The organism is Micromonospora sp. NBC_01405, from assembly GCF_045040155.1.
In the GTDB taxonomy this organism is placed as follows: domain Bacteria; phylum Actinomycetota; class Actinomycetes; order Mycobacteriales; family Micromonosporaceae; genus Micromonospora.
The window spans coordinates 6931661-6946959 of the sequence record NZ_CP109532.1; the positions used below are offsets into that span (position 1 = coordinate 6931661).

The 15299-nt window shown below is 67.7% G+C and carries 16 protein-coding genes and 1 pseudogene; 8 read left to right on the forward strand and 9 right to left on the reverse strand.

Features of this window, described 5'->3' with window-relative positions:
• The first annotated feature begins 362 nt into the window (after positions 1-362).
• From OG559_RS29685 to OG559_RS29695, 3 genes and pseudogenes are all read left to right on the forward strand, one after another.
• The gene (locus OG559_RS29685) at positions 363-923 is read left to right on the forward strand and encodes an RICIN domain-containing protein (RefSeq protein ID WP_405110011.1); all 561 of its coding nucleotides are present in this window, start codon (positions 363-365) and stop codon (positions 921-923) included.
• A 285-nt stretch (positions 924-1208) separates the two neighbouring features.
• Positions 1209-1400 carry a hypothetical protein gene (locus OG559_RS29690; protein WP_405110014.1) on the forward strand — a complete coding sequence of 64 codons (192 nt, stop codon included), beginning with the start codon at positions 1209-1211 and terminating at the stop codon, positions 1398-1400.
• Between the two features lie 12 nt (positions 1401-1412).
• Positions 1413-1712 (forward strand): annotated as a pseudogene (locus OG559_RS29695) (hypothetical protein); the annotation flags it as partial.
• A 110-nt stretch (positions 1713-1822) separates the two neighbouring features.
• Here the strand turns inward: OG559_RS29695 and OG559_RS29700 are convergent.
• From OG559_RS29700 to OG559_RS29710, 3 genes are all read right to left on the reverse strand, one after another.
• On the reverse strand, positions 1823-2584 hold the full coding sequence (locus OG559_RS29700) for a hypothetical protein (protein WP_405110017.1): 762 nt from the start codon (positions 2582-2584) through the stop codon (positions 1823-1825).
• 83 nt (positions 2585-2667) lie between these two features.
• Positions 2668-2907 carry a hypothetical protein gene (locus tag OG559_RS29705; RefSeq protein ID WP_405110020.1) on the reverse strand — a complete coding sequence of 80 codons (240 nt, stop codon included), beginning with the start codon at positions 2905-2907 and terminating at the stop codon, positions 2668-2670.
• A gap of 2 nt (positions 2908-2909) precedes the next feature.
• Positions 2910-4118, reverse strand: coding sequence for a helix-turn-helix domain-containing protein (locus OG559_RS29710; RefSeq protein WP_405110023.1), 1209 nt, complete (start codon positions 4116-4118; stop codon positions 2910-2912).
• Between the two features lie 271 nt (positions 4119-4389).
• Here OG559_RS29710 and OG559_RS29715 point away from each other — a divergent pair, with 271 nt between their 5' ends.
• From OG559_RS29715 to OG559_RS29725, 3 genes are all read left to right on the forward strand, one after another.
• Positions 4390-5520 (forward strand): helix-turn-helix domain-containing protein, encoded by a 1131-nt coding sequence (locus tag OG559_RS29715; RefSeq protein ID WP_405110025.1) that lies wholly within the window; start codon positions 4390-4392, stop codon positions 5518-5520.
• Complete coding sequence (locus OG559_RS29720) at positions 5517-6098, forward strand: HD family hydrolase (RefSeq protein ID WP_405110028.1); 582 nt, start codon at positions 5517-5519, stop codon at positions 6096-6098. The genes OG559_RS29715 and OG559_RS29720 overlap by 4 nt, the downstream gene beginning before the upstream one ends.
• Positions 6099-6477: 379 nt before the next feature.
• Positions 6478-6912 carry a GNAT family N-acetyltransferase gene (locus OG559_RS29725; protein ID WP_405110031.1) on the forward strand — a complete coding sequence of 145 codons (435 nt, stop codon included), beginning with the start codon at positions 6478-6480 and terminating at the stop codon, positions 6910-6912.
• 184 nt (positions 6913-7096) lie between these two features.
• Here OG559_RS29725 and OG559_RS29730 read toward each other — a convergent pair whose 3' ends face one another.
• Entirely contained in the window at positions 7097-7336 is a 240-nt protein-coding gene (locus OG559_RS29730; RefSeq protein WP_405110034.1) for a hypothetical protein, read from the reverse strand.
• A 2-nt stretch (positions 7337-7338) separates the two neighbouring features.
• Positions 7339-8538, reverse strand: coding sequence for a helix-turn-helix domain-containing protein (locus OG559_RS29735; RefSeq protein ID WP_405110037.1), 1200 nt, complete (start codon positions 8536-8538; stop codon positions 7339-7341).
• 344 nt (positions 8539-8882) lie between these two features.
• Between OG559_RS29735 and OG559_RS29740 the strand changes: the two genes are divergently transcribed.
• Together OG559_RS29740 and OG559_RS29745 are read left to right on the forward strand one after the other, a co-directional pair.
• On the forward strand, positions 8883-9959 hold the full coding sequence (locus tag OG559_RS29740) for a helix-turn-helix domain-containing protein (RefSeq protein ID WP_405110040.1): 1077 nt from the start codon (positions 8883-8885) through the stop codon (positions 9957-9959).
• A gap of 111 nt (positions 9960-10070) precedes the next feature.
• A protein-coding gene (locus tag OG559_RS29745) for an IS3 family transposase (protein ID WP_405110042.1) occupies positions 10071-11239 on the forward strand; the annotation gives its coding sequence in 2 pieces (ribosomal slippage) (positions 10071-10355 and positions 10358-11239; 1167 coding nt in all).
• Positions 11240-11425: 186 nt separating this feature from the next.
• Here OG559_RS29745 and OG559_RS29750 read toward each other — a convergent pair.
• From OG559_RS29750 to OG559_RS29765, 4 genes are all read right to left on the reverse strand, one after another.
• The gene (locus OG559_RS29750) at positions 11426-11575 is read right to left on the reverse strand and encodes a hypothetical protein (protein ID WP_405110045.1); all 150 of its coding nucleotides are present in this window, start codon (positions 11573-11575) and stop codon (positions 11426-11428) included.
• 894 nt (positions 11576-12469) lie between these two features.
• Positions 12470-13000 (reverse strand): AAA family ATPase, encoded by a 531-nt coding sequence (locus OG559_RS29755; protein WP_405110047.1) that lies wholly within the window; start codon positions 12998-13000, stop codon positions 12470-12472.
• A 36-nt stretch (positions 13001-13036) separates the two neighbouring features.
• Positions 13037-13609, reverse strand: coding sequence for a TetR/AcrR family transcriptional regulator (locus OG559_RS29760; protein ID WP_405110050.1), 573 nt, complete (start codon positions 13607-13609; stop codon positions 13037-13039).
• Positions 13610-13617: 8 nt separating this feature from the next.
• Complete coding sequence (locus OG559_RS29765; protein ID WP_405110053.1) at positions 13618-15165, reverse strand: MFS transporter; 1548 nt, start codon at positions 15163-15165, stop codon at positions 13618-13620.
• Positions 15166-15299: the final 134 nt, after the last annotated feature.

The window sequence follows — 15299 nt, forward strand, 5'->3', positions numbered from 1 at the left end:
CGTACGCCGGATACGGCCGACTGCGGAACCTCGCCAGATACAGCCATGGGTGCCTCGACGTCCGCGACGAAAGGCACTGCCCAGCGGCGGGTGCGCGCCCAGCGAGCCTGGCAGACAAGGCAGGTATCGACCGGGGACCCTGCGCCTGGGCTACGTGTTCCGGGATGCGCATATCCAATCCGGCACGGCCGGGTTGCCATTGCCGCCATTCCCTCGGCCGCACCTCGCCGCAAGGTCTCATCGACTCCACCGCACCCTGCGACCCGAATGCTGACCGCGCCGGCGAAACATCCGGAAACGCAACCAATCCTGTTCGTCAGTGGCCTCGCGCCACAGCCTCGACATGCCTCTAGAGGAGCATCATGTTCAACTTCAGACAGAGCCTGTCCGCCGCCCTCATGGCCGTCCTCGCCACGGCCACCGGCGTGGTCGCCGGATCTGCGCCGACGTCCGCGGCACCAGCGTCCACGATCGGGCCGATGTTCACCACCACGACCATCGTCAACCGCGCGACGATCGTGGTCGGCAACGCTCCGATGTGCCTGGATGTGCCCGGCGGTTCCACCTCGAACCAGTTGCAGGTCCAGCAGTACAACTGCAACGGTGGCACCAACCAGCAGTGGGAATACATCCCGGGCTCGACCGCCGGTTACGGCCAGCTGCGCAACGTCGCCAGTCAGAAGTGCCTGGACGTCCGCGACACGAGCAGTGCCGCCGGTGCGGTCGTCCAGCAGTACATCTGCATGAACGTGCCGAACCAGCAGTGGCTCTACGACTCGTCCAGCGGATACCTGATGGCCATGCACAGCGGCGGGTGCGCAGCCGTGTACGCCTTGGTGTACAAGTCGAAGGCGCACCAGGAGGTCTGCGGTGGCGGCAGCGCCCCGTACCCCATCTTCACGCGGTGGAACGCCAGCATCTAGTGCCGCGCCTTGAACGTTGCCGGACATCGCCCACCTGCTAAAGGCCAGCGAGGACTACGTCCGGGACGTGATCTACGCCTTCAGCGATCGGGGTTCGACGCGCCGGACCCACAATGGAGATGGGGGCGCACCTAGACGGACCGATGATGCAGACCCGAAACCGGATCTGCATCATCGTCCGGTGCGACCCCGCCTCCTCGGCCGGCCCTTCTCCTGCTGCTCCCTGACCAAGCTGCGCGACTACTGGTCGCCACCGGCCACGTCGCGGCGGTCAGCGTCGAGACCGTGCGGCGGATCCTGCACGAGCGCGGCCGTGCGCTACTTCGCCCCAACGGCACCGACCACCGCAGCCATGCCGAACAGGACACCGCGATCGGCGACTACATCCGATGGCGCAACCGCCACGCCAAGCCCAAGACCGAATTCGCCGTCAACTCCAAAATCCGCCGCCCGGACTACCCGTTCAAGGCTGCATGACGAAGCACTAGTCCGTTCCCGGGCCGCACACCAAAGGAGATCTTCCGGCTGCTGCACGCGGACGAGACGGAGTTCCGGGAGCAGTTCTGGTTCATGCAGTGGGGCGAGACCGTCGACAACGTGTCGACGTACGCCTACCTGGAAGACGACTTGGTGATCGTCTTCGCGTTCTGGCGGGCAGGCCATCTCTTCCCGGAGGATCTGGGCAAGGTCTTCGTCGCCAGGATCCCTTCGGACGAGTTTGCGGCCACCGTCGAGGAAGCAGCCGATCTGCTGGACGCCGAGTTTGTTACCGCCGATCCGCATCGATGAACGAATTCGTCGCGCCCGGTGCGCCGCAGCGCGCTTGCCGGTAGACGGCACGGCCTGGTCCCGCCACTCGGGTCGCAAACGGCCCTGGCATCTGGGGCGCGTAAGGCCATTCAGGATCCGGTCGTCTGGTATCTGCGGACCGCAGCTTCGGCGAGCTGGGTGAGGTATTTGTCGTCGCCGGGTTCGTTGCCCTCCTCCTGGACGACCACCAGAGCGGTTCCGATCCGGACGATTATGCTGTCCCATTCCATCGGGTCAGAACCGGACGTGCTGCTGTTGCTGACGTGAATACTGTCATCGCCGAGCTGCGGCCCTGGTGCCACTGCGAAGCGGTACCTGTCGCCGATGCCAGGGCCGGACGACACGACGACGGTGGGGCAACGGCCGGTGAAGGTTCGCAGGTCGGTCATTGCCTGTCGTGCACCGTCATCGGCGTAGGTCCTGAGGACTTCGGTTCCCACCCAGAAGACATCGGGATCCGCGTCATAGCTGAGGGTGGCTGCGGCCTTCGCTGACGGAGTGCCGGTCAGCCGCCTGGCCGACAGCAGTGGGATCATGTCCGAACAGGACACGTCGACACCTGAGCGTTGATCTCCAGCATCCGGCGCCATGGCTGTCGCGATCTCCACAGTGAATCCGGGCGGCACTGACTCCGTGGTCACCAAGCGTGCGGACAGCGTCGCGGAGTAGCCGGATCCGCCGGTCGCCGGAACTGCTGGGGAAGCTGGCTTCGTGGCTGCGGCCGAGCCCGTCGCCTGCGCCGTGGAGGGGATCGTTTCGCCCGCTGATCGATCCGTTGTATGAGCCGTTGAAGAACCACACGCGGTCACCATGCCGACGGCCACCACCGCGACGAACCTACGCAGCACCATCCGAAGCATCCGGGCAGACCCCCGCCTCTCCCGTGAGACGCGTCAGGCTACCAGTGCGTGACACCCTCAGGTGTCGTCCGAGGTCAACCGGTCTGCTGAGGCTCGTCGCGGTGGGGTGCGGTCGGCTCGGTTGCTGTACTCCACAGCTGTACTTCCTCGGCTGCGCGGAGCACGTCACGGGCGGCGGCGGCCACCTGACAGGCTGCTGCCCGGCAGATCGGACAACGGCCGTCGGGTCCTGGTTGATGGTCGCGGAGCACCCAGCGTGCGGTGAGGATCAGCCGGTTATGGATCTGGGCCAGGGACAGGAACGGCGCGGTCATCCTCAGCCCACCCCGAGGATGGCGGCGAGGTGGATGAGCGTCGTCGGGGCGGCGGGGTCGCAGGCGACCTGGGCGAGCACGTCCCGGCCTGCCGGTCGGTGGCGAATCTCGGCCGGCGCAACGCGGTCAGCTTCCATCAGGACCCGGTCGGCGCTGATCGGACCGTCGGTCTGGAGGTACGCGCGGGCGGCCTCGATCAGATGCGCGGCGCGGTACTCAGCGGGCAGCCACCGCCAGCCTTCTCGCGTGGTCGCTTTCTCGTGCCAGGCTACGGCGTCGTCACCGTCGCCCAACTCCAACGCTGCGGGGACACGGGCCAACTCCACCGCCGTCGGCCCGAACCCGGTGCGGTGGTGGTCGTGCCCGTCGCCGACTCGGGCGGCCAGGGCGGCGGCCTCGTCGAGCAGTTCGGCCACCGCCGCGTCGTCACCGTGACGGGCGGCGGCCAACGCCGCCTGGATGAGCAGCGTCCCGCACAGGGACAACTCCGGGGGCAGGCCGAACTCCATCACCGGCGGGGCGATCCGGTAGGCGGCGGCCAACATCGCCGACTTCGCCACCCGCACCTGTCCAGACGCACGCAGCACCTGACCGAGTTGCACCGCTGCGGCGGCCACCAACACCCGGTCACCCGTGGCAGCGATCACCGCCCGGTCGACAGCAAGCCACGCCAGATCCGGGGCACCCAACTTGACCAACAGCGACGCGGTGATCCGGTACGCCTCCACCAGCGGCACCCGCCCCGCCACCGGGTCAACGGCGTGGGTGCGCTCGACGTTGGCAAGCAGATCCGACAGCCGGTCAACCACGCGTGGATATTGAGCGTGCTGGAAGGTCGTCCAGGCGTACGCGACCTGCCGGGCCATCTGGTCGACCGACAGCACCGGCTGGCTGCCTGCCGGTCGGCCGAGGGGAATCTCGTACCGGGACAGCGCCGCCCGGACCCGCTCGACCTCTGCGGTCCGCTCGGTCAGCCCGGCGGGCTGGACGTCCCGGCCGAGCAGTACCGCCGTGTCGATGCGCAGGGCGGTGGCAACCTCCTGGAGGGTCGACACCTTGTCCAGAGAGCGGACACCCCGTTCGACCTTGTCCACCCAGCTCTTCGACTTACCCAACCGGTCGGCGAACACCTGCTGCGACAGCTTCCGCCGCCCCCGCCAGTACGCCACCCGCCGCCCCACCGGCAGAGCCTCTGGTGGGGTGGGGGTCATCCGGCCCACCCGAGGAACCGGTGGCGAAGCGCCCCAGCGGGTGCCCATGACGTCGGGACGGGTTCGTGTGTGGTCACCGAACATCACCCTTTCCTCAGCAAAGACCCGGCCCGTACGCGCGGATCAGACCTGGCACATTCGGTAACCGTGACGCTACGATCACGGCGACGCGCGTTGAACTCACCCGCAGTACGAATGAGCTGGTCAGGAGTCGCCGCACGTCGCTGTGCGCGACGGGAAACGTCGACTTCCGGTCACCGTAGGGATGGCGATGGCACCGCTCGAACGATCCACCCCGACCCGCGGCGACGTGACTGGCTACCTGCTGAAGCTGATTCGGGAATCCATCCCCCTGACCCAGGAACAGCTCGGCGTGGAACTCGGTGTCGACCGCGCGACCGTCCAGAGTTGGGAGTCGGGACGGCGACCGTTCCTCGCCGTCCCGTTCGGTCAGGCCGTCAGGATCCGGCACCGGCTCGGCAGCCTCGGGGCGAATCCGATACTGCTCGATGCCGTCGCGGACGCCGTCGAGGCCGACACCGCCCTCGCCGCCCTGCTCGGCCCGAAGATTGAGCGGGCAGACATCGCCGAGCAACCCCTCGGCTGTACGGTGCTCACTCACCGGCTGGCCGACCTGATCCTCTGGGCGGTCCTCGGCCAGACACCCACCTTCATCAGAAGCCTGCCGGCCCCCCACCGTCGACGCGGCCCGGTCGCCACCGGCCCGACCCTGCGGGCTGAGGAACAGCGGGTCTTCTTCGCGAGCCTGCACGTCCTGGCCGAACGCGCCGCAGACCAGCGCCGCCCGAACGTGCTGCTGCACCGGCAGACGTGCTTCCTCGCCGGCATGGACCCCACGGGCTCCTCCGCCGCCTGGCTATCCCAGAGCAACGCCCGCAAAACCCACCGGATGACCACCTTTCATACCTGGTCACCGCTGTGGCCCGATGCCCGCTCCGTCGTCACCTCCCTGGCCAACCAGGGAGACCCCGATCCACTACGGCACTTCATCGCCCGCGCGCACCCCGACGACACCTGCCAGCGCGCGGCCCTCAACTACTCCGCGTACTGGGTCGGCGAGATCCCCTACCGCCAACCCGACGACTCCTTCATGCCCACCACCAACACCGACTGGCGCGGCACCAGACTCCTGCGCCACCTGGTCGAACGCCTCCACGCCAGCCACCCGTTCATCGACCTCAACATCCACAACCTGTGGGCACTGCTCACCGCCCGACGCGGACTCGTCCACGACCACCCCACCACCGGACAAGCCCTCGCCAACCGTGCCGTCGCCATCCTCGACAGCGACCGGATCTCCGCACAGTCCCGTCAGGAACTAACCTCTATCGTCTACAGCCTGCGGACAGAGGGAATCACCGGCACAGGGACGGGCAGATGAGCGACGACCAGCACGCCGCCGCGATGAGGTTCATCTTCGAGGTCGGCGTCCTCAAACGCGCGGCCCGTACCGGCTGGTGGTTCGCCGGGATCAAGCACCCCGAATCCATCGCGGAGCACTCCCACCGCACCGCTCTGATCGGCATGATCCTCGCCGCCATGGAAGGAGCCGACCCCGCCCGCGTCGCGATGCTCTGCGTCCTGCACGACACCCAGGAAACCCGCACCACGGACCTGCCCCACATCGCCAAGCGCTACCTCGCCGCCGCACCCAACATCACCATCACCGCAGACCAGGTCGCCGGCTGCCCGCCCGCCGTCGCCGACACCATCACCGCCGCCGTCACCGAGTACGAAGCCGGCGAGACCCGCGAAGCCATCGTCGCCCGCGACGCCGACAAACTCGAATGCCTCGTCCAGGCCGTCGAGTACCACCACCAAGGCATCGACAACATCCAACGCTGGATCGACAGCAGCCGCGCCGCACTCAAAACCGCCTCCGCGCACCGTCTCGCCGACGCGGCACTGACCGGACAACCCCTCGCCTGGCTCACTCCGACACCGAAGCCGGCGAGCTGACCCCATCCGACAATTCGGAGAGCCGGGCTCCTGCCTACCGACCCAAAACACCCCAGGATGGGGACGGTTGGACATACCGGCTCGGTCGCACAAAGCCTCGCAGTTAATGCGCTTATTCTCGTCGCACTCAGCCACTGCAATCATTGCGCTCATGAGTCTTTACAGAAACGCTTCGGATGCAGACTCGACCTCGACGCGCGGAGATCGAAGTCGAATGAGCCATAAGCCTAGCGTCTGTGCCTGCAATGTTTGACGCTAAACGTGGGGCACTGTACGGTCCGGTTGCCACCCGGGTGGTGCCGCGTCCCGCACGATGACGCTCGGAGTGGCCACGAGCTGACGGGAGCACACCCCTGTTCCCTGGATGAGGAAGGGACCGATGATCAGCGTCACCACGCTCCAGTCAGCTGACCGTCCGGTGTGGGAGCAGCTGTTTTGCGGCTACAACGCCTTCTATGGACGCAGGTGGCCCGCAGAGCGGTATGACCATGCCTGGCAGGAATTCCGGCGCGGTGACCGAGTGCACGCGCTTGGGGCACGGCTGGATGGTCGGCTGGTCGGCATTGCCCACTTCTTGGTCCACGCCAGCACGACATCGCCCGACGTGTGTTACCTGCAAGACCTGTTCACAGCTGTCGACGCGCGTGGCAAGGGAGTTGCCCGGGCGCTGATCAGGGCCACCGAGGCGTGGGCTCGCCAGCAAGGCTGTGATCGGCTGTACTGGACTACAAAGCAGGACAACCACACCGCCCGGCGGTTGTACGACCAGGTCGCCGAAAACCGCGGTTTCATCCAGTACGTGGTTGCCTTTTAGCTTCGTGTATCTGAGTTCTTTCGATGGCTGGCTTCGCTGAGGATCTGGTCGGCGGTTTTGGTCCAGCGGAGCACATCCATCAATCGGATGCGCCCTCTGGCCTCTGTCGGGGTGCCGGATTCGAACCGACGGCCTCTTCGTCCCGAACTGGCGGCGAGGCGTTTGGATCGGGTGTCGTCCGAGGTCATTCGGCCTGCTGGGGTTCGTCCCGGTCGGGTTCGGTTGGCTGGGTTGCTGTACTCCGCTGCTGTACTTTCTCGGCGGCGTCGATGACGTTGCGGGCGGCGGTCGCCACCGAGCAGTCCGGTGTCCGGCAGGCCGGGCAGTGGCCGTCCGGGCCGGGCCGATGGTCGCGGAGGATCGCTCGGGCGGTGAGGATCAGCCGGTTGCGGATCTGGGCCAGGGACAGGAACGGCGCGGTCATCCTCAGGTCACCCCGAGGGTGAGGGCGAGTTGGATGATCGTGGCCGGGGCGGTGGGGTCGCGGGCGACCTGGGCGAGCACCTCCCGGCCTGCGGGGCGCTGGCGTATCTCGGCCGGTGCGGTGCGGTCGGCGTCGATCACCAGCCGGCCCGCGCTGATCGGGTCGTCCGCTTGGAGGTAGGCGCGGGCGGCGTCGAGCAGGTGGGCGGCGCGGTGTTCGACCGGTAGCCACCGCCAGGCGTCCCGCTTGGTGGTCTTCTCATGCCAGGCGACCGCATCGTGTGCGTTGCCCAGTTCGAGGGCTGCGGCGGCACGGGCCAGGTCGACCGCGGTCGGCCCGAACGCGGTCCGGTGGTGGTCGTGGCCGTCCCCTACCCGGGCGGCCATGTCGGCGGCCTCGCCGATCAGTTCGGCGGTGGCCCGGTCGTCGCCGTGTCGGGCCGCCGCCAGGGCGGCCTGCACGAGCAGCGTCCCGCACAGCGACAGCTCCGGTGGTGTTCCGTCGTCGGGATCGGATGGGGCGATCCGGTACGCGGCGGCCAGCGTCGCCGACTTCGCCGCCCGCGTCCGGCCCGATGCACGGAGCACTTGGCCGAGCTGCACTGCTGCGGCTGATACCAGCACCCGATCGCCGGTGGCGGCGGCCATGGCCCGGTCGACGGCCAGCCAGGCCAGGTTGGCTTCGCCGAGCTTCACCAGCAGTGATGTGGCCACCCGGTACGCCTCCACCAGCGGCACACGCCCCGCAGCAGGATCCTCGGCGTGTGTGCGCTGTGCGTCGGTCAGCAGTTTCGGTAGCAGGTCGATCGCCTGCGGGTACCGGGCGTGCTGGTAGGTGATCCACGCGTGTGCGACCTCCCGGGCCAGCCGGTCGGCCGGCAGGACGGGGTGGTGAGGCGCTTGCCGACCGAGCGCGATCTCGTACGTCGACAGCGCCGCCCGGATCCGCTCGACGCCCTCGCTTCGCTCGGTCACGTCGGCGGGCTGCGCGTCCCGGCCAAGCAGTATGGCGGTGTCGATGCGTAGAACGGCGGCGATGTCCTGGAGGGTGGACACCTTGTCGAGGGACCGGACTCCGCGCTCGACCTTGTCGACCCAGCTCTTGGACTTGCCGAGCCGGTCGGCGAACACCTGCTGCGACAACTTCCGCCGCCCCCGCCAGTACGCCACTCGCCGACCGATGGGTAGGAGGTCACTGTCCACGACGCCACCGCCGGTCCGGCACCGCCCGCGTGGTCTCCTCGACCGGTATCCGATCCGCCTCGACTTGTGCGAGAAGTCTTCGTCTCGCTGCTTCTCGTTCCGCCGCCTGGATCTGCTCGCCTCTGCCCTCGACCGGAGCGTCGTCGCTCATCCCTACCTCCACCGGGGAGGGGCGCGACGGCGGGTGCTCTTGGAAGGACCGCCGCCGTCGCGCCCGGCTGGCGACGCGACCAGACCTCACGTCCACACCAGCCGCGCTGGCCGCGCCTGGGCTCTACTCTTGTGATCGCACGACTACGCTCGGAAGCACCTCGATGCTTTCAAGACCTTTCAGCAGGGGATCAATGGATGACCTCGGCGCACAACTGAGGCACGCTCGCACTGAGGCGGGCGTGACGCTGGCCTCCATCGCGGCACGCACCTGCTATTCGGCCTCGCACCTGAGCAACGTCGAGGCGGGACGCCGGACCGCGACGCCGGACATCGTGCTCGCCTACGCGCGAGCGTTGGGAGACGCGGACGTGAGACGCAGAGACCTCCTCGCCGCCGCCACCATCGCCCCGATCGCCGCCAACGAACTCATCCGATCCGGGTTCACCGCTGCCCTGACCGGACAGCGAGACAGCGAGGACCGCTGGCGCGACCGGGTCGACCAGTACGGCCGGGACTACATGGAGATCGGAGCCGAGTCCCTACAGACCCGCCTCGCCGGCGATCTCGTCGTCATGCAACAACTCGACACCCCGACGATGTGGGCCACCGCAGCCCGCGCACTCACCACGTATGGCAAGACCACCAAAGACCCCACCGAGGCGATCGGCTGGTACGACACCGCCCGGATCGCCGCCGACCGCTCCGACGACCTGGCCATCCGGGTTTGGGTACGCGGCAGAGCCGCCATCGCACTGGCCTACGAAGGCGCCGCCCTACCCATCGCCCAACGGTACGCAGACGAGGCGATCGTCCTGTCCGACCGACCCTCGCTGGGCCGCGTACAGGCGCTGATGGCCCGCGCACACATCGCCGCCGGACGCGGCGACATCGCCGGAGCCATCGCCGCCGACGAAGACGCACGACGCATCTTCGACCTGACCGGCTCGCCGGACGGCGAGATCTCCGACGCCGCCGTGCCCGCCTGGCGAATGGCCACCTTCCGGTCGATGCTCTACGCCCGACTCGGCATGGTCGGCCCCGGCGAACAAGCCCAGACAGACGCCGACCGGCTCCGCCCAGCCTCGCTGACCAGATTCGCCACCCACATCGAACTACACCGCGCACTCATGATGGCCAAAGCCGGCGACCGCCCGGGAGGACTGAAGTACGCCCGACGCGCATGGGCAACACTCCCCGCAGACCGCCGATCGCAGACCCTCGGCCTGGTACTCCGCGAAGTCGAACGAGCGGCACGCCAGTCTCATTGACTCGGCAGAAATCCGACCTCTCGCTTGTAAGTTCTGGGCGCTCGGGTCTGCTGCACCGATAGGTGACATCTGAGATGGCTTGCCCTGGTGGCGGGCTGGAAGGATGTCGCTGTGCCTAAGCCCTACCCCCGAGAGTTCCGGGATGACGTCGTGCGTGTGGCTCGTGACCGTGACCCGGGCGTGACGGTCGAGCAGATCGCGAAGGACTTCGGAGTCCACCCGATGACGTTGTTCAAGTGGCTGCGCCAGGCTGACGTTGACGCTGGAGTCAAACCGGGTGTCAGCGGCGCGGAGTCAGCCGAGCTGCGTGAAGCCCGCAAACGGATCAAGCTCCTCGAACAGGAGAACGAGGTCCTGCGTCGGGCCGCGGCGTATCTGTCGCAGGCGAACCTGCCGGGAAAAGGCTCTACCCGCTCGTGAGCGAGCTGGCCGCCGACGGGGTCCCCGTGGCGGTGACGTGCCGGGTATTGAACATCGCTCGTCAGCCCTACTACAGGTGGCTCGCCCGGCCTGTCGGCGACGCCGAACTGGCTGAGGCGTATCGGGCGAACGCGTTGTTCGACGCCCATCGTGATGACCCGGAGTTCGGCTACCGGTTCCTGGCCGATGAGGCCCGCGCTTCCGGCCAGCCGATGGTCGAGCGCACCGCCTGGAAAATCTGCTCCGGCATGGGCTGGTGGAGCGCGTTCAGCAAGAAGAAGCGTCAGGGCAAGGGCGGCAAGGTCGGTCCGCCAGTGCACGACGATCTGGTGCGCCGCGACTTCACCGCGGACGGCCCGAATCGGCTGTGGCTGGCCGACATCACCGAACACCGCACCGGCGAGGGCAAACTGTATCTGTGCGCGATCAAGGACGTGTGGTCCAACCGGATCGTCGGCTACTCCATCGACTCACGCATGAAATCGAGGCTGGCCGTCAACGCGGTGCACAACGCCGTAGCCCGCCGTGGTGACGTGGCCGGCTGCGTGCTGCACACCGACCGCGGGTCGCAATTTCGCAGCCGAAAATTCGTCCGTGCCCTCAACCAGCACCACATGATCGGGTCGATGGGCAGAGTCGGCGCCGCCGGCGACAACGCCGCCATGGAATCCTTCTTCGGCCTGCTACAGAACAACGTCCTCGACCGCCGAACCTGGACGACCCGCCAACAGTTGAGGACCGCGATCGTGACCTGGATCGAACGGACCTACCACCGCCGCAGACGCCAACGATCCCTGTCCCGGTTGACCCCTATCGAGTACGAGACCATCATGACCCCACCGGCCAGTCAGGCCGCGTGACTGAACCTGTCACCTATCGGTGCAGCAGACCCCTCCGTCCGGGCCGGTCCGCGTACGTCTCTGACGTCGGGCGTTGATCCGTCGCCGGCTGGGCTCGGCTCTCACTGTCCAGCCCTGTTGCTGTCACCGTTGCTGTCGACAGCAACAGGGCTGACTGCTTCGGTGTGAACTCCCACCGCCGCCGGGTCAGTTCCCGTATCCCGGTGCCCAGGGCAGCGAATCGACCTCGGCCGTTCGCCCCTGCAAGACCATCGTGAACAGGTTCAGCATCGCGGTCCGCATGTAGCCATCCATGTGCAACGGGCCGCGGACTTCGTCGTGATCCTCCCAGATCACAAGCCCTCGGCCTCCCGCGAACGCCGACACGCTGTACCCATCTTCGTTATCGCTTAGTTGACCCCTGTTGACCAACCGGACGGGCACGCGTCGGGCATGCAAGCTTCTGGTCCGTAAGCATACGGTCATCGGTCGATGAGCTGCTTGAAAGACGCCAAGCTGGTGTGGCAGGCCACCGTCACGGTTTCGGTCGATCACTGCACGTCACCCTGGCAAGGGTTCGGCGTTGATCGCCATCTAGCATCACCTCGTGGTTCCAACTAGCACGAACTCAGCTGGCGGGCTGCCGCCTCGGCGTCTCCCGCTGGGAGTCAACATCGCAAGCGCATTGTTGGTTCTTCAGGCGTCGTTGCTAATACTCGCGGCGATTTCCGCCATATATGCCCAAGGGGGCATCAACACTGCCGTAAACGACGCAGCGGGTCGTTCCAGCGTCCCGGTAGACAGCAGTTCGGTCGCACTCAAGGCGTCCTACTTCCACTTCGAAACTCGGCTTGCCCTGTGGTATGCACTCTCCTTCGCGCCTGCATTGGTTGGCGTCGCGCTGTGGGTCAGGACGGGTCAACAGAGTGCGAGAGCAGTCGCCCTCGCAACGAGCCTGCTTAGCGTGCTTTGCTGTTGCGGTTCCGGGGGGCGGCTATGGCTATCTGACGAGCCGACAGAGATCGACGAAGCGCTTCCGGCCGCATTCGGTCGAATATATCCAGAATGGGTCGAACTGGGTAAGATCGGACTAGTAGTGTCCTTTGTGCCCGCATTGATCGCGGCAGCCGCACTGGTCTTCTGTGGGCGTACCGTTGCCCGCACCTCCCCAGGATCGAACCAGTGACCTCCTCGGTGTGAACGTCGGGCGTCACCGCCGGCAACCGGCCGATGGCATCGCCGGCGAATCTCTCAGCAGCCGGGTAGACCGGCCAGCCAGCGGTCCAGGGCCGCCGGGGAGCGGAACAGCAACACCGGCGGCCCCGACGGATCCGCCTGCCAGGCCCGCATCCGCCGGCGAGCCCGGCCGAACGCGGTGACGTGCCACACCAGGATCGAGTCCCGGGACAGCACGCTGCCCAGCGACTCGCGGTTGCCGTTGCAGATCTCCTCCCCCGTCACCAGCCGGCGCGCGGTACGGCGCAGCAGCCGCCACGAGGAGCACCGACGCGGGTAGTCCAGGCAGACCACCAGGTCGGCGCGAGCCAGCGGCACGTCCCGCCACCCGTGGTACGCCCCGTCGAGGATCCAGCGGTCCCGTCGGCAGATCTCCTCGATCCGGCTGCGCTGCTGCGCGACCGGCACCTCGACCCAGCCGGGCTGCCAGAGCAGGTCGTCGACCGGGTACCACGGCACCCCGAGGCGCTCGGCCAGCCGCTCCGCGAGGGTGGACTTGCCCGCGCCGTACACCCCGTAGATCAGGATGCGAGATGGTGCGCTCATCGCGGCAGCGTACGCCGCCAGCGGACCGGGATCGCGTTACGGAGCGTTGCGGTTGGTGAGGGCGATGAGGAGTTCGCGGGTGTGCGCGAGCCGGTCGGCGGTGATCGACGGGTCGTAGTGCGCGGCAGTCGCCATGCCTTCGGCCGCGTACTGGACGACGAGGATGCAGTCGGGGTGCAGGCCGTCCTGCGCGAAGGCATCGGCCCACTGTTCGGCGTCGGCCCGGGTGGCTTCGGCCACGCCGGGCACCATGTGCACGCTGTTCCACAGCCCGGAGTGGGCGAAGAAGTTCATCGCCTCGGCACTGCCGCCGCACAGCGCCCGGACGTAGGCGCGCAGGACCTTGCCGGGGTGGTTCTCGGACAGGTCGAGGAACCTCATGACCTCCTCTCGGAATCGTTCCAGCGCGTCGGTGGCGACCGCCAGCAGGAGCACGCTGCGCGTGGGGTAGTGGTGCAGCAGTCCGCCCTTGGACACGCCTGCTTCTTCCGCGATGCTGACCAGCGTGACGCCGCCCCCGTGGGTGGCGAGCGCGCGGGCGGTGGCATCGAGGACGGCCCGGCGGGTTCGTTCGGTGTTCCGGGTGTGCGGCGTCTGAGCAATTGCCATTGTTTGTCCTACTTTTTCTTCCGCAGGTCGGCTGGCTGGACCTGGCGCTTTCCTACGGGGGGTACCACGCGCCAGGCGATGACGCCGGCGAGGAGCGTGAGCGCCGCCGCTATGAGGGCGGTGACCTGCATGCCGCCGGTGAAGGCGTGCCGTGCCTGTTCGAGCAGCGCCATGGCCTCCGGACCGCGGTCCGCGAGGACGCGGGTCGCGGAGGCGAGCGACTCGGTCACCGCCTCACGGTCGCCCTGTGACACGTCACCGGGAACAGTGAGCTGGAGCCGGTAGAAGAGGGTCTGGACGGAGCCGAGAACGGCGATGCCGAGGGCGATGCCCAACTCGTAGCCGGTCTCGGAGATCGACGCCGCCGCGCCGGCACGTTCACGGGGCACCGCGTCGACGACGGCGTCGGTTGCCAGGGTCATCGAGACACCCACGCCCAGCCCGATGACGGCGATGGCGACGGCGATCCACAGATAGGTCGGCAAGCCCTCGGCCACCGCGAGCAGGACGAGCCCCAGGGCCGCGACCAGAAGTCCGGCTCCGATCGCGGGTCCACGGCCGAGCCGCGTGATCATGGCGCCGACGAAGAAGATCACCCCGATCGCGGCGATCGTCGAGGGCAGCTCGGCGATGCCTGCCCGCAGAGGGCTGAAGCCGCGGACCAGTTGCAGGTACTGGGAAAAGAAGAACAGGAGCCCACTGAAGGCGAAGATCGAGATCGTGTTCGCGCTCACCGCGCCGGCGAAGGCGGGCATCCTGAACAGCGAGACGTCGACGAGCGGGTACGTGAGTCGACGCTGACGCCGGACGAACCCGACCCCTGCGGCCAGGCCGATCAGTGCGGCCCCCGCACCCTGGAGCTCGAAGCCGGCGGACACCGTGTGCTTGACCGCGTACACGACCGGCAGGATCGTCGCCACGGACAGCGCGGCCGACAGCAGGTCGATCGGCCCCGAGTTGGGGTTGCGCGACTCCGGCAGCAGGAGCGCTCCGGCGATCAGCAGAACGACCATGACGGGGACGTTGATGAGGAAGACCGAACCCCACCAGAACTGCTCCAGCAGCGCCCCGCCCACCAACGGTCCGAGCGCCGCGCCTCCGGTGGCGCCCGCGGACCAGATCGCGATCGCCCGCGTGCGCTGGGCCGGGACCTCGAACATGTTGCGGATGATCGACAAGGTCGAGGGCATCAGAGTGGCGCCGCTCACGCCCAGCAGGACCCGGGCCGCGATGAGCAACTCGGCCGACGGCGCGAACGCGGCGAGGACGGATGCCAGCCCGAACCCGACGGTGCCGATCAGCAGCAACCGTTTCCGGCCGATCCGGTCGGCCAGGTTGCCCATCGTCACCAGCAGGCCGGCCAGCGCGAACGAGTAGATGTCACCGATCCAGAGCAACTGCGTCGCGGACGGGTTCAGATCCGCCGTCAACGCCGGCACGGCAAGGGCCAGCACGGTCCCGTCCACGGCGAGCAGCACCACCGCGAGGGTCAGGACACCGAGGGCGACCCATTCCCGGCGACCGGCGACCCGAGAAGGCTCGGTTGCTTCTACCATTCGTCGAACATAGCTCAACCGACCAGACGGTCGGCTGGAACTGTGTCGCACGTCCTCGATTCCCGCAGACGACTGCAACCGCCACGACACCACCAGGTCGGGTCCGGGGCGAGGACCGCCCCGGACCCGACCTC

What these genes read in the sequence shown, in the direction of transcription:
- OG559_RS29705 (WP_405110020.1), bottom strand. Translation starts at nt 2,907, where the DNA reads ATGACCGCGCCGTTCCTGTCCCTGGCCCAGATCCATAACCGGCTGATC.
- OG559_RS29740 (WP_405110040.1), top strand. Translation starts at nt 8,883, where the DNA reads ATGGATGACCTCGGCGCACAACTGAGGCACGCTCGCACTGAGGCGGGC.
- OG559_RS29725 (WP_405110031.1), top strand. Translation starts at nt 6,478, where the DNA reads ATGATCAGCGTCACCACGCTCCAGTCAGCTGACCGTCCGGTGTGGGAG.
- OG559_RS29685 (WP_405110011.1), top strand. Translation starts at nt 363, where the DNA reads ATGTTCAACTTCAGACAGAGCCTGTCCGCCGCCCTCATGGCCGTCCTC.
- OG559_RS29710 (WP_405110023.1), bottom strand. Translation starts at nt 4,118, where the DNA reads ATGACCCCCACCCCACCAGAGGCTCTGCCGGTGGGGCGGCGGGTGGCG.
- OG559_RS29720 (WP_405110028.1), top strand. Translation starts at nt 5,517, where the DNA reads ATGAGCGACGACCAGCACGCCGCCGCGATGAGGTTCATCTTCGAGGTC.
- OG559_RS29715 (WP_405110025.1), top strand. Translation starts at nt 4,390, where the DNA reads ATGGCACCGCTCGAACGATCCACCCCGACCCGCGGCGACGTGACTGGC.
- OG559_RS29755 (WP_405110047.1), bottom strand. Translation starts at nt 13,000, where the DNA reads ATGAGCGCACCATCTCGCATCCTGATCTACGGGGTGTACGGCGCGGGC.
- OG559_RS29765 (WP_405110053.1), bottom strand. Translation starts at nt 15,165, where the DNA reads ATGGTAGAAGCAACCGAGCCTTCTCGGGTCGCCGGTCGCCGGGAATGG.
- OG559_RS29700 (WP_405110017.1), bottom strand. Translation starts at nt 2,584, where the DNA reads ATGGTGCTGCGTAGGTTCGTCGCGGTGGTGGCCGTCGGCATGGTGACC.
- OG559_RS29730 (WP_405110034.1), bottom strand. Translation starts at nt 7,336, where the DNA reads ATGACCGCGCCGTTCCTGTCCCTGGCCCAGATCCGCAACCGGCTGATC.
- OG559_RS29760 (WP_405110050.1), bottom strand. Translation starts at nt 13,609, where the DNA reads ATGGCAATTGCTCAGACGCCGCACACCCGGAACACCGAACGAACCCGC.